The 13499-nt window shown below is 63.2% G+C and carries 9 protein-coding genes; 1 reads left to right on the top strand and 8 read right to left on the bottom strand.

The genetic code is table 11. The features are described 5' to 3' along the window. Nucleotides 1-404: 404 nt before the first annotated feature. Genes ACHQ4I_RS29855 through ACHQ4I_RS29840 form a run of 4 tightly spaced genes read right to left on the bottom strand, consistent with a single transcriptional unit; the run spans nt 405 to nt 7201 of the window. Nucleotides 405-1670, bottom strand: coding sequence for a Wadjet anti-phage system protein JetD domain-containing protein (locus tag ACHQ4I_RS29855; RefSeq protein ID WP_420775213.1), 1266 nt, complete (start codon nt 1668-1670; stop codon nt 405-407). Then, a complete protein-coding gene (locus ACHQ4I_RS29850) occupies nt 1667-5020 on the bottom strand; it encodes an ATP-binding protein (protein ID WP_420775212.1) in 3354 nt (1117 codons plus the stop codon). The genes ACHQ4I_RS29855 and ACHQ4I_RS29850 overlap by 4 nt, the downstream gene beginning before the upstream one ends. After that, nucleotides 5017-5721: a DUF4194 domain-containing protein gene (locus ACHQ4I_RS29845; protein ID WP_420775211.1), complete on the bottom strand. Its 705-nt coding sequence runs from the start codon at nt 5719-5721 to the stop codon at nt 5017-5019. The genes ACHQ4I_RS29850 and ACHQ4I_RS29845 overlap by 4 nt, the downstream gene beginning before the upstream one ends. Then, nucleotides 5714-7201 carry a DUF3375 domain-containing protein gene (locus ACHQ4I_RS29840; RefSeq protein WP_420775210.1) on the bottom strand — a complete coding sequence of 496 codons (1488 nt, stop codon included), beginning with the start codon at nt 7199-7201 and terminating at the stop codon, nt 5714-5716. The genes ACHQ4I_RS29845 and ACHQ4I_RS29840 overlap by 8 nt, the downstream gene beginning before the upstream one ends. Before the next feature lie 130 nt (nt 7202-7331). Between ACHQ4I_RS29840 and ACHQ4I_RS29835 the strand changes: the two genes are divergently transcribed. Further along, nucleotides 7332-8336 (top strand): hypothetical protein, encoded by a 1005-nt coding sequence (locus tag ACHQ4I_RS29835; RefSeq protein WP_420775209.1) that lies wholly within the window; start codon nt 7332-7334, stop codon nt 8334-8336. A gap of 211 nt (nt 8337-8547) precedes the next feature. On the opposite strand, the gene ACHQ4I_RS29830 is transcribed toward ACHQ4I_RS29835, so the two are convergent. From ACHQ4I_RS29830 to ACHQ4I_RS29815, 4 genes are read right to left on the bottom strand one after another with little or no spacing between them, the layout of a single operon-like run. Then, complete coding sequence (locus ACHQ4I_RS29830) at nt 8548-9822, bottom strand: AAA domain-containing protein (RefSeq protein ID WP_420775208.1); 1275 nt, start codon at nt 9820-9822, stop codon at nt 8548-8550. A 55-nt stretch (nt 9823-9877) separates the two neighbouring features. Further along, nucleotides 9878-11404 carry a hypothetical protein gene (locus ACHQ4I_RS29825; RefSeq protein ID WP_420775207.1) on the bottom strand — a complete coding sequence of 509 codons (1527 nt, stop codon included), beginning with the start codon at nt 11402-11404 and terminating at the stop codon, nt 9878-9880. Then, nucleotides 11401-12555: a hypothetical protein gene (locus ACHQ4I_RS29820; protein ID WP_420775206.1), complete on the bottom strand. Its 1155-nt coding sequence runs from the start codon at nt 12553-12555 to the stop codon at nt 11401-11403. Before ACHQ4I_RS29820 ends, ACHQ4I_RS29825 begins: the two co-directional genes overlap by 4 nt. Nucleotides 12556-12612: 57 nt before the next feature. Continuing rightward, the gene (locus ACHQ4I_RS29815) at nt 12613-13446 is read right to left on the bottom strand and encodes a hypothetical protein (RefSeq protein ID WP_420775205.1); all 834 of its coding nucleotides are present in this window, start codon (nt 13444-13446) and stop codon (nt 12613-12615) included. Between the last annotated feature and the right edge of the window lie 53 nt (nt 13447-13499).

The raw sequence follows: 13499 nt of genomic DNA, 5'->3' as shown, positions 1-13499 counted from the left end.
CCCGCGCACTGAACGAACAGGCGCCGAATCGCGGAGACAGGGCCTGGCTGGCCGGATCGCTGGCGCTCAGCTCGGCTAGCGCACGCGACGAGTACCTTGCGTGCGCAGATCCAGCGGAGGTCGGGGGAGCGCCCGCTTCCGACTGAAATTCGGTGACGGCGCTCACTGAACTTGGTGAGCGGTGTCATCGGCGGGTTCTGGACCTTGCTCTTTCGATAAACAAGTCGTGATCGCTATGCCAGGGCGGCTCAGGTGATGATCCGGGAGCGAGGTGGCATGTGGAGCGAGGACTGTTTGCCTGGTAGCAGAATCCGCGTCAGTCCTCAGCGTTTCCCAAGAAACCCACTGGTCAAACGATCGTTGTCGTCGGGCGTATCTCAGATCTGGCTGTGTGGATCGAGGTGTCACCGATCGGGAAGCAAGGTCGGAGTCGAGAGAGTGTTGATCAATGACTCAAGTCGTGCCGCAACGTCAGAAAGTGGCATTGCCTCTTGCTCGATTCGCCGGAAAGGCGCGGGTCCTGCGGTGGCGACGGAGTCGTAGGCGTCCGCTTCGGACTGGGTGAGGTGGGTGAGCCGCGCCGGCGAAGGCTTGATCGGGCGACCGGCCTTGTCGTGGTTCACGCCGTGACGGGCGTACCGGTGCAGGTCGGCAGCGTCCATGAGGATGGAGTGGACGGTCTTGACAGGCAAGCTGTCGGTCATAGGTGTGCCCATCGCGGCGCGAAGCCGATCGAGGATCGCATAGCCGTCGGCGTCGATATCACCCCAGTAGACAACGTGTTCGGCCTCGCGTATCCAGGCGATGCTGGCAAGCAGAGACGCGGCGGCCTTGCCGCCTCCTTCGACGATGATCGTGTCCTGAGCAGGTGGGAACCAGAGGCGGCAGTCACGGTTTTCGACGATGAGGACGACCCGGGGCTCGTACGCGAGATTGTGTACGTCGCCGGTGGTCCACGAGTCGTGCCTGCGTCTGCCCGAAGCGGCGTAGTCGTGGTCGACGTAGGTCAGGTGAACGACGGCGAGTCGTGGCCTGACTTCGGCGCGCACGTCGCGGCCTGCGACCATCGCCAGGAGCGCACCGTGGGTTTCGAGCCACTTCGAGTGCATACCGGGGACCGGGAGCTGGCGGGCGGTCCAGCCGCCCACGTCGGGGTGGTCGCGTAACCAGGACACAGCCTCGAACAGAACTGCTGTGTCGGAGTCGGCGAGCCGGTAGGTGCCCTTCAAGGTTGCTGGAGTCAGACTCGCGCCGACGGCGGCGAGTGCCGCGGCGAGGGAGCGGGCCCGATCGATGTCGACGGCCAGGGGGCTCGCTTGGGCTCGGGCCACGAGTTCGATAGCGGCGGCGGGAGTTTCGGCTACGAGCATCGCCGGGAACTCATCAGCTACACCGCGGATCGTCACCGGTTTGCGGATGATCTGGACCCGTTCGATTCCACTGATGACTTTTGTCTCGAACAGGCGCCAGGCCACATGCCATTCGTGCCAGCGGTCGTACCCGATCTGCCCGACTCTTTTCCCCGTCGACAGGCCGGGGCGAAGCGGCACCGAAAAGGTCACGGGGGCATCGATACCGTGCTCGGCGCACACAGCGTCGGCCCACTTCTGGTCGATTCTGCGGCAAACCGAGTCAACGGCCTCCTGCACTGTCACCAGACGGGCGGTCACTCCTGCTCCTCGGGCACGCCGATAATGGGTTTGGCCCACGAGCGGCTCTGGGTGTCCTTGAGCACCAGATACTCGGCATCGACATGCGGTTCGATGGCGCTGTTCTTGTCGTTGGGGGCGCCGATAATGAGCTGGAATCCGAGACCACGCCAGGCACCGATGGCGCGACCGGTGTAGCGGGCGTCGGCCTTGATGAGCGCTTCGTCGAGAAAGACTGGAGCGTAGCGGGGCCGTTCAGCACCCGCATCGCCCAGCTGATAGCGCAGGGCCGAGCCGACGATGAAGGCCACCAGTTCCTGGGACTCGCCGCCGGATTTCTCTCCGATGTGGTCGTAGAGCGCGACGTGTTCGTTTGCGGCGTTGCGCTTTTCGGCGCTGATGCGGATGTGGTTGCGCACGTCGATCAGGTCGGCGAAGTCCGGGGCCGTGCGTCGGATGCGGTCGATCACCTTGGCCATCCGGCCGTAGGCACGCTCGCGTTCGGTGTCGGTGCCGGCCTGGTCGATCAGGCGGCGGACATCACGCAGCTCCTTGCGGAAGCGAGCGCGAACGGTCGAGTGGCTTTCCTGTGGGTCGATCTGCAGTCGATGGTCATCATCGGAGAAAGCCAGGTCGGCGAGGATGCGGTTGACCGGTTCGATCCGGTCGCGGATCTCCCGGATGGCCGTGGCGAGTTCGCTGTCGAGGCTGGTGAGGTCGTTGCCCGACAGTTTCAGCAGGCTGTCGCGCCATTGGCTTTCCAGCTCGTGCAGTCGGCTGGTCTCCAGGTCGGTGAGCAGGCGTTCGAAATCATCGTAGGAGGCATCAGGATCGGTACCGAGGTTCGGGTTCGGCCAGCGTTCGACGAATGTCGAAAACGTTTCGGACAGTGCGTTTCTGGCCCGGGCGATCGCGTTCGTCGCCGTCAGTCGATCGGTGGCGAGCCGATCGGTCACACGGTGGGTGGCGGCATCGAATCGCTTGAGGGCCTCGTCGGCTGGGACATCGCCAGTGATTCCCGTACCGAACAATGCGGTGAGATAGTCGCGATGCTCCGCGCTGATCTCGCGACCGGACTGGCGGGCGGTGTCGAGTTCCTGTTGGGCGTCGGCTGCGTCGGCGGTGGTTATTTTCCAAGCGTCGTCGAGGCCTTCCTTTTTCAGCTTGGCCCGGACCGCTTTCTCGGCGAGGTCCTTCACCTTGGCCTCCAGCGCATTCAATCGCGCTTGCAGCCGGTCGATTTCGGGGTTGTTCGAGTGAACCTCGTCGATGATTTTTGTCCATCGGTCCCGTTCGGCCGAGACGGAGTCGACATCGACTTGATCCCAGGACAGTTCGGTTACAGCACGGTAGGCGCTGCGGCGGTCTTCGAAGGAGTCGAGGGCGTCCTGCGCGTCTTTCAATCGCTTGTCCGCGGTGGTCTCGTGTTTCTCGGCGTCGCGAATCTGTTCATCGAGGCCCTTCAGCAGCCGGTCGTTGGTGAAGCCGAGGACGTTGGCCCGTCCCTGGCCGCCGTGCGCACCGCGTGTGCCGTCCGAGATCTGACCGGTGATCGTGAGTGCCTTGGGATGCTGTGGCAGCAGACGGGGGTTTTCGACGCAGACATAGTCGAACCGGTTGACGAGTTCGCTTTTGAGCCAGGCCGTGAACGGCGAGGGACGATAGTCGAGGCGGCCGGGCAGCTTGCGATCGTCGAGCCCGATCTCGTCCCGCAATCCGGTCCGCACGCCCTCGAACTGGATGCGCCTAACGGTGCGCACGGTGTTGATCTTTTCGCGAAACGTGTTCAGGTGTGCGATGTCGATCAGCATCTTGGTGGCGAACCCGCCCAGGGCGAGGTTGAATGCTTCGCGCCACGGCTCGAATACGGTATGCACCTCGATCAGTTCACCGACGAACGGCAGATCATCCAGCGTGAGACCAGCGGCCTCCGCGAGCGCCGCGCGCGCTCGATGCAACTCGGTGGGGATATTGCCCCGACGAGCCGCGACGGCCTTGCGCTCGGCACGTAACTCCACCAGTCCGTGCTTCAAGGTCGTCTGGTGCGCCTTAGCTTCGGCGAAGTTGTTCTGAGCGGTTTGCCTGGATATCTTGTCATCGAGCAATCGGCGTGCGGTTATGACCAACGCAGCGAAATCCTCTTCACCGGCTACCTCGGCGTCCAGGACATGCAACACTTTGTCGAGTCGCGTGCGCGCCCGTCTGACCTCGTCGAGTCGCTTGTCCACCTCGCGAAGCGCGCCATGGGCTCTGTCCAACCTGTCGCCGCCGGAAGCACGCAGAGTCTCTGCTACTCCTTCCAGTTCGGATTTGGCCGCATCGGCGAGAGCCGACTGCGCATCGACTTCTCGGTCGGCTCCCTCGCGACGTTGCCGTAGGTCTTCCTTGGTAGCGCGCAGCAACTCGACTCGTCGTTCGTGCCGCCACAACCACGCTGGCGACGAGGAGTCGGTGAACGATCCGATGACCTCGATCATGCGCACGCGCTCGCGCGCGTCGTGGATTGTGCTGCAATGCTCCCGGATCGGGGTCAGAGCCCTGACCTGCTGGCGCGCCGTGGTCATCTGTTTGCGCGTGCTGGACAGTTCGTCGAACTGCTTGACCACCTCATCAGCCGTGGACAGGGTGGAGGGTTCCTCGAGAACCATTGTTTTGTACAACGCATCGACGGTAGTGATCTGCTGTCCTGCCTGAATCCGGCCCAGCAGCGCGACTGCTTTGTTTCCGTCACCGGCGGCGCCGATCCCGAGGGCAGTGTGCAGCCGCGCGGTGTACTCCAGATCTGTGGGGTGGCAGGTAAGTCCGAGTGCTTTCACTGCGGGCTCGGCGAGCCGCTTGTTCGCCGGTCCCGCCAGCATGCGTAGGTCGAAGGGTCCGTCGCAGGTGGCTCGTACCTTGACGAGGTCGTCGAGGGAGCGGGCCGACGACGGCACATACCATGCCCGCACGGCAGTGAACTGCGCACTGGACTGATCCACCCATGTCATCGCGATCGCCGACCAGGTGTCCCGGCCGTCGCCGCGCAGAACCCGGGCCTTCGTCTCGCCGCCAGTACGGGATTCATCGAGTTTCCCCCGCGCATACGACAGGATGTTGCGCTGATCCTTGCCACGCGGCCGACCGACGACACCACCATTGGAGGCTCCGTTGAACGGCATCGTGTGCGGCATGATCAACGCGATATAGGAGTCCATCAGAGTCGATTTGCCCGATCCGGACTCACCGCACAGCAGGGTCGCGCCGGGCGCGAACCGCACACGATGATGCCCGTCGTACCCGCCCCAGTTGACAAGCTGCAGATCCCGCGCCACCCACTGCTCGCCGCGGGACGCCTCGGGGATCAGCCCGAACAGCGTGTCGATCATATTCATGACGCGGTGTCTCCCGTGGCGTCGTCGATGTGGCCTGGGCCGTCGTTGCGTTCACGCAACCACTGACTCAGCTCACTGAGTTTCTCCGTGCTCATCACGACCTCCACCAGCGGCGTGATCCGGTACCGGCCCGAGGTTTCCTCCTCGATCAACCCCTCCTTGGCCAACCGCGTCACCGCGCTGCGGATCTCTTGCTGCCCTCGTGCCAGGTTGGTGTCATCAGGATCGAAGTAGGTCAGCACCGTTTGCTCAAGCTCTTCGATATCGACGCGCGCCGACATCTCACCGGCGACCCGTTCCTGCTGGAATACCGTGCGCAGGTGGACCAGTACCAGCGTCTCGGCGCGGTTGTAGGGGTCGTCTCTCAACAGGATCGGCACATCGAGTTCCGCTGATCGCACCTGCTGCTTGTGGGCGATGCCGCGCTCGTGATCGATCACGAGCCGGACGAACATGTCGTGTAGCCGCGACTCGATGAGTTGCTGGTTCTCTAGTAGCGTTCGCCACTGCGTCGGATTCTTGTCGGCCAGCAGGAACCGGCGCTGCAGCAGTCTCACCAGCACCCGCCGCACCTGCGCGTCCAGCGTGCCCGTGTCGCCGGCGAACAACTCGGTCGGGTCTTCCTCCATCGACACCGGGTCGATGAACCCAGTGATCTCCATCTCCGACCACGAGCTGTCGTCGGCATTCGTCTCACTCATCCGCCGCCCCCTCCCTCGTCGCCGCGACCACGCCACCGAACGCGAATCGCCGCCGAATTTGATCCGGTCGGACCGCCTCGACGGTCACAACCTCTCCAGTTTCGGTCATACCGGCGCGATGCGCGAGCTCGAGCAGACCGAGCAAATCGACTGGGCGGCGGATCTTTTCGGGTGCCGCACCGAACGCAGCCGCGATTTCGATGGTGTCCGTGTCGGCGGCGAACCGTGCTAGATGCTCATCCAGCGCCGCGTAATTCGGGCCGCCCCATGCCCGGGTATCGGTGTCCAGCACCATGTCCGGGTTCCACTCGGCCAGCGGTGCGGGCGCCTGGAATGGGCGTAGATCGCTCACCGATTGACGCAGATGCTCGACGCTGGCGGTTGGTAGGCGGCGCAGGGGCTCGATTGGCTCACCGCGCCGGGAGCCGGGCATCCATCGTTGAAAGCCGGTCATCACCTCACGGAGCAACTCGTCCACTTGCCGGTCCCGCATCGGATCATGGTTGCGCACCTGGGTCGTGATCACGTGCGACGCTTGCCGCTGCGCTGTCAGCACCTCCTTGACGCCTCGTTCGATCCGGCGTGCGATATCGGTGAACTCCCGCCGCTGCGGTTCGGTCAACTGTGCGGTGAACCGATGCCGCAGCACCGTGCGCAACCTACTCGACAAATCATCGATCTGCTCTGGATCGCCGATCAACCGCAACGCCCCTGCGAACGCGCGCCCTTCGGGCGTTGCGTCCATGATCTGCTGTCCTTGTTCGAGGTATTCACGCAACACCTCCCCCGTCGGCCGGACATCCTGCCGAAGATCAGCAACCACGTCCCGCTGCATGGCCTTGATCGACTCCGCCACGCGGGCAAAGTCTGCTGGCAGCTCCCGCGCCAAATGCAGAACGTTTTCCGTCTCCTCCACCAGCCGCTCATCATCGATCGACTCGACAGGGCCACCGGCCTCGAGCCGCCGCAACTCATGTTGCCGTTCCTGGATCTCCCCTCTCAGACGGGCGATCCGCGCCGTCACATCCGGGTCGGCGTCCTGCGCCAGCCGCTCAACTGCTTCCAACAGCGTCCGGACCCGCGACTCCGACACCCGTGTCCGCGAACCTCCCACCCGGCCCGCAACTTCCAACGCGCCCACGCCGTGCGCAGATAGCCGATACACCTCGACCTCGTTGTCCAGCACCTGGCGCACGAGCCACCCAGCGTTCACCCACTGACGGCACAGATCACGCGCGCTGCCCACCGGCAATGGCAACTGGTCTTCCTCGCCGTATCCCACTGCGCGCAACTGGTTCAACGCATCGCTGATCTCCGCATGCGCGTCCGCCACGGCCACCGCGGAACGCTCGACCGTGAACACTGTCGCCAACATGGTCACCACAAACGGCGCATACGTCTGATGGAGCAAATCGAGCATCGGGGTCTTGAACGCCCGAAGAGCCCCCTGATACGCACCCTCTACGCCTGCAATACTCATCGGCGCCAGAGTACGTCGGGTGACCGACACACAAGCCGGAAAGATAAGGTGCTCAGTACCTCTGAGTCACGGGATCCATAGCGGCTCCGCGCCCACCACCTCACGCAACGCTGAGTCCGTAGAGGGCGTCATGCCAGTAGACACAGATATCGGTCGCGGAGTCGACTCGCCTTGCCGGGGGCTGGTCAGACACGGACCGGTCAACCGCACCGCCGATCACTGGCCGAAGGCTTCACCATCCTGCCTGCAAATCCGGCATCCACGACACATCGATCGAGTGTGTTCGGCCATAGCGACGGCACTGGCCTTCTTCCCGGGGGTCGATCGAACAGTTGGCGGGTACGAAGGTCTCGTCCAGGCTCAGTCCGCGATCGCGGACGATGACACCAAAGACGCGTTCGGCCGGGCTTACAGCATCGTCTCCCAGTTGTGGGAGGCACTGAGCCCCGATCCGATCCTTACTTCCTTCCGCGACGATTACCGTTGGCTCACAGATGTTTACGAGTCGGTGCGGCCGTCCGACGTCACCGGCCGTCTGGTGTGGCATGCGCTCGGGGCCAAAACCATCGTTCTAATCAACGAGCATGTACAGGTCGAGATTCCGCAGAGCTCCGAGGAGATCGTGCTCGACGCGGCGACCATCGAAGATCTGATGCAGGGCAAAGGGCCCGATGTGTCGAGGGAGGAGATAGAGAAGCAGGTCACCGCACGTATCGCTCGTCATCTCAACAACCCGGTCTTCGTCGAACTTGGTCAGCGTCTCAACGCGCTGCGCGAAAAATACGCCGGGATCCAGCAATCGGGCCTCAAGTTTTTGCGTGATCTGCTGGAGTTGGCTCGCGACACGGTGGCGGAAAAGGCTGCGGAGCAGGTCCCGCGCGAGGAGCAGGGGCAGGCAGCGCTGACCGAACTGTTCGAGGCGCTGGAAACCGACGAGACACCCATCATTGTCGGCAATGTGGTGAGCCGGATCGACGAAGTGGTGCGGGGTGTCCGCTTCGACGGCTGGCAGGACACGATCCAAGGCGACAAGCAGGTTCGTCAGGTACTGCGCCAAACCCTCTACATACAGTTCAAGATTCGGGACAGCGATGTGTTCGAGAAGGCACTCGGTTACGTGCGCGAATACTACTGACGGTGTGGTCGAGCGTATTGGATAAACATGGAGGAGAGCAGGTACACCCGGCGACCCGTTCCCAATGTAAATGAATGGGAATAATCTGACTTCGTGCCGTGTGGGATCATTTTGTGCCGCATTCTGCAGGGTGAAGGTGAAGTCACCCTGCGCAGTCCGCGCGGCACCCGAGTCACGTCAGCACCCGAGCCGGTGGGAATGGTGATGGCAGTCATGCTCCTATCCGGTTCTGGGCGAGGTGAGCCATGACCACCTGGTTCGCTTGCCAGCCGTCAGGGAATTTCGCCGGCACCGAGAGGTGGATCGGCTCGGTTGACGGGTGGCTGTCCAGTAGGTCGGTGATCCCTGCTCGGCCAACGACGATGCAGGCCTGGCGATGCCGAGAGGTCAAAACGCACAATCGGCCGGACTCGAGGTGGAATGAGGTCGCATCACGTCTGCCTGACAGCGGGTGCATCACGATGACGACCTCGTACTCGCGCCCCTGAAGCCGGTTGGCGTTGTCGACGGTGATCTCTCGGGCAGCGGGGTTGTTGGATCGACTCAGCGCGGCTCGGATGAGGTCGGCTTGGTCGCGGTGCGCCACTCCGATCGCGATGTCGGTGGCCTGGAGCTCGCGACCGTCAGGGTCGCGTTCGCAGTATCCGGTGGCGCCACGGTCGAGCAATCTGGTGGCGAGGTCTGCCGCGGATTGGACGGTCTCACCGTCTGTTCGGGGAACATGGCGGCGGGGAAGTTCATGGTAGGCCCAGCCGGTTGCCGCAGCCATCTCGAGTGTCTCGTCGAGTGCGGAGGAGCCGAAGCTCCTGGTTCGGAACTGTAGGGATCGTGTGCCTTCTGTCGTGCCGGAGGTGAATTCGACCAGTGGATAGAATGCTTCCTGGATAATGGGCGAAGCGGACACTGGGAGGCGCCACGACACCGGCAGCTTGTGCACGGGAGTGTGTGGATTGTGCTGCAGCATGACGCTGACACCGTTCTTGGTCGGGTCGTGCGGCAGGCCCGTCCACCGTTCGGTTTCCGCGATAGTGAAGGGATCGAGCTGGCCGGGGTCGCCGACGAACAGTCCCCGATCGAACCGTTCGACAATCTGCAGGAGCTTGTCGGAGCGCATCTGGTACGCCTCATCCAGGATGGCCCAACCGAACTGGCTGTCGCGAACCACCGCCCACTTGGCGGACGTGCCGACGACGATTCGGCACGCGGACAGGGCAGCGAGGCTCGTATCGCTGGTGCAGGCACCGGCGATCTCGGGCGATGGCCGGTACTCGCCGCCGCTGAGTCTGCCGATCGGAATTCCTGGGTGTGCTCGAGCCAGCCCAAGGATGAGGTCGTCGACCTGGTTGTTGGTCTGTGCCACGATCATCGGACGTTCGTTTCCGGCAACGAGCTCGCCCGCAGCGCGTACGACGAGCGTGCTCTTGCCAGCTCCGGGCGGTGAGTCGACCACGACCGCCCGGTGATCAGAGTCGGCTAGATCGGTCATGATTCGTTCCGTGACCGCTGCAGCCCGTGTAGCAGGATCGGCGTCGATCAGGTTCTCAGTCGTCATCGCCCCACTCCTCGGTGTTCGCTGTGATGGAATTCGAGATGTCGAGATCGGGAGCCGTCGTGTCGGTGTGTGTCCACAGCGCTGTCTCAGCAGGTGGGAATTGAGGTATGGGTCGCCAGCCTGGATCCGGCAGGTAGGCGACGGTTTGGCCGACCTCGGGGACCGACCCGAATTTCGGTTTGGCAGGCGTGCCCATGCCGCCGACGACTTCGACGGTGACGAGACTGGAGTCGGCGGCGAGTTCTGTTGTGACGATCTTGGCCTTGTGGCCGTCCGGCATGGTAGGGCTGATCAACTGGGTTTCATCTGTGAGTCGGGTGGGATCGAGAGTCCGGATGACGAAGCGAGGCCGCAAAATCCGACGATTGTTGTCGCTGATGACGACTCGGTCAGGTTCTGCAGCTTCAACGATTCCGGCGAACGCTTCGCCGATGCTTCGTCGGTCGGCGAGTACGAAGGGGTCGTCGAAGGCCATGTCAGCTTCGAACTCTTCGATGGCCCGTTCATGTCGGCTGAGTCGTCTTGCGGCTCCTACTGCGTTGTCTCGTGCACGTTGGGGCAGCGCAGTGCCAGAGTCTTGGTAGTCGGAAAACGCGGTGAACGTTGCGCAGTCCGATTCGAAACGTTTTGCCGCGCTTGGCGCCTCGGGGACACTGCTCAGTTGAGCGACGGCGTCCCACATCGTTCGCCACGTTGGTTTGATCTGTTCGCCGATGAGGTCGTGAAGTTCCTGCCGCGCGGCGTTGATGGCATCCACATTTCCGGACTGCCGCGCGGCATCGAAGTTCCGGATGGCCGACTGCAGCTGTCGATTATCGAATTCCGGAGACGTCGACGGTCCGGCGGGTGGGCAGATGACCGGGTTTTCGGCGTCGAGAAGGGCCTGCTCGACACTGACGTTCTGAGGTGGGGCGATCCAAGCCATGACGGAAGCCAGGTTTTGGTCCTCGAAGGTGCTCTGACCAGTAGCCCAGTGTTCAGTAAGAAGATCGGTGACGGCCAGTAGCATCGAGGTTCCGGCCTGCTCCGCGGAGTCGGTCAGGGCTGTAAGCCATGTGCCCAGCTCAGGCACGACAGCGGGTACTGGATAGTCGCCGGTTGTCTTGCGGAAGCGGCAGGTACGTCCCAGATCCTTCAGTGCCTGGATCCCACCACGGTTGGGCACCAGAATCTGCGGGGCGGCAACGAACTGAGATCGCGATCCGCCGCCTTTGGTGCGAATCTCGCGGCGGTTTGTGCGGAACTCATTAATGTACTTCATCACGACGCTGCCGAATTCAGCAGCGAAGATGAAACGCTGATCAGGATTGCGGGGCTGACCGACGATGATCAGTCGTGCCGACCGCTTCGCGGATCCGACCATCACCGCGAGCGGTGACCCAGCCTCGCCGGCCATAACTAGCGGGATGACCACCAGTGGTTTGGCTGAAAGTCGTCGGTGGCGAAATTTCGTGATGGGCACTGCCCTCATCGATTCCATCGCTTCGAGGCGCGCAAGGGCCGAGACCTTGCTCATCGCCCGCCCCTCGTCGAGGTACCGCCGATGTCGACCAGTTCGGCGCGCAGCCGCGCCGCGTGTCGCAGCGCGACAGCTATCTCGACCTGTTCTTGGTTCGGCTCGAGTTCGCCGCGCGCGAGCCCCAATGCCATGGTTATGGTGTCGATACCGCCCAAAGGCTCGGTGACCGCTGGTCCGAGGACATCGAGACTTCCGCAGGCCCGCGCCCGCGACCGGCAGAAGAAGGCCATTTCGCAATGGCTGAGGCAGTCCGGCCGATACGCAGCCGGCACGGAGTCGAGCGCTTCCAACAGTTCGGACTGCGGACGCTGAGGATGTCCATCTTTGTCTTTGTCCAGGTCGAATGTCGTGCCTTGGGGCAGCAGGTCGAGCTGGTTGCCGATGCGTTCGATTCGGTCCAGCTGCCGGGCGAGGTTCTTTACCTGGTTCCGCGCGTCGACAAATGCTCCAGTCGGTCGGTTGGTGAAGTTCTTCGGCCCGATGAGGACGATCTTGTCGGACACGACGTCTGGGTTGATGCCGGCATCCGCGAGCATCGTGCGGAGCGCGAGAATGTAGGCGCATGCCTGGGTGGTCGCGGACTTCACAAGTGCGGGGTCAGCCTGTCCGTCGACGACCGGAAAGCTCTTGATCTCCACGACGTAGAACTTGTCGCCGAACTTGAACGCGACCAGGTCCGGCTCGAGGAATACGAGCTGGCCGCCGACCTCCAAACGCAGTAGCGGATGGTCGTACAGGGGACCATCTCCATCGCCTCGGGCAGCCGCGACCAGCGCTTTTTCGGTCTCGCTGTGACGGACTGACGGTGTGCTGACCCCGCCGATGTCATTGAGATCCCGGTACCCGACTTGCGGAATGGGGAGGTCGAGGACGTCTCGGAGTACGCGCAGCAGTTCGGCGCATCCGTTGGCCTTCACCATCTTCTCGAAGTTGTTGCCACGGGTGATGGCGAAGGTGGACTGGCCGAACTGAGTTCGGTATCCAGCATGTTCCGCGATGTCCTTCTTGTTGGAGCCGGAGGCGTCCAGGACCGATCGCAGGGTGCAGCGCGGATTGTTCTCGAGCGCGGCCAGTGACCGAGCGTTGAAGTTCAGACGGGTCGCGGACCCACGCAACGCGTCCAAACGGCTGTCAGGAGCTACCTTCACGGCAGTGTGATTCCTTGAGGAGAAGGGGCAGAAGGGTCTATCAGGGTTGTTCCTGTGTCAGGAGTCGGCTTGCTCAAGCCGGGCCTGTCGCAGCGGTGCGCCGAACAGTTGCTGTTCGTCGTTCAGTTGCTTTCGTGCGCGTCGCGCGGACGCGGTTCTGGCCGCGTGATCGGCGTCTGAGTGAACTTCCAATTCGGTGAGGGCCGCGTCGATCACCTGGTCCAGGTCCTTGACGACGAGGCTCGCCTCCGGCGGCATCGCGTCGGGGATGTTGGTCGCGAACCGCCACAGCAAGCGCATCGCGGCCGGCGTGGGTTCCGAACCAGCTGTTCGCATCCCACGAATTGCCTCGGCGATTCGAATCGCGCCGGTAAGAAAGTTCACCCGCGGCGAGAGTGGGCCGACGATGCGTTGCTCGAGCGACCAGGTGCTGATCGTGAGCAATGCTCTGGCCGGCGACAGAAGCTCGTGGTTGAGTGCCGGGCACAGGTAGTAGGGGCGAGCGCCGGGAGCAGCACGGTATGACCGCTCTTCGTCGCGGCGAAGACTCGACAGTTTGGCTGTCGTCAGGTCTCCAGGGAAGAACGCGTCGTGGACGTCGACGATGAGCTTCGGCGCGGCGGGTGTCTGGAGGAGCACCAACGCTCGCTGTACGTGCTCGCGAGCAGGTAGCGCCGTCGATGGGGGTTCGGCCGATGTCGGCTGGCCCGGCATGTTGGCCGACTGGGTCGGTTCGTCGGTCTCCAGCAGTGCATCCCACGCACGTTCTGTTCGGCGAAGTTGCACCCGGAGTTCGCCGACCCGCTCCGTGTCGCCGGCGGCGGATGCATCGCGGATCGCGCGCCGCAGCTCGGCGATGCTCTTGTCCAACTCGTCCAGCAGGTTGCTCATAGGTTTGGAGGCTACCAGAGTTCCAGATTTTTTCCCGACATTCTCCCGAGTGT

It is taken from the genome of Nocardia nepalensis (assembly GCF_048910785.1).
Lineage (GTDB): Bacteria > Actinomycetota > Actinomycetes > Mycobacteriales > Mycobacteriaceae > Nocardia > Nocardia nepalensis.
Note: the sequence above shows the minus strand (reverse complement) of the source record. Positions and strands in the feature narration are given on the sequence as shown.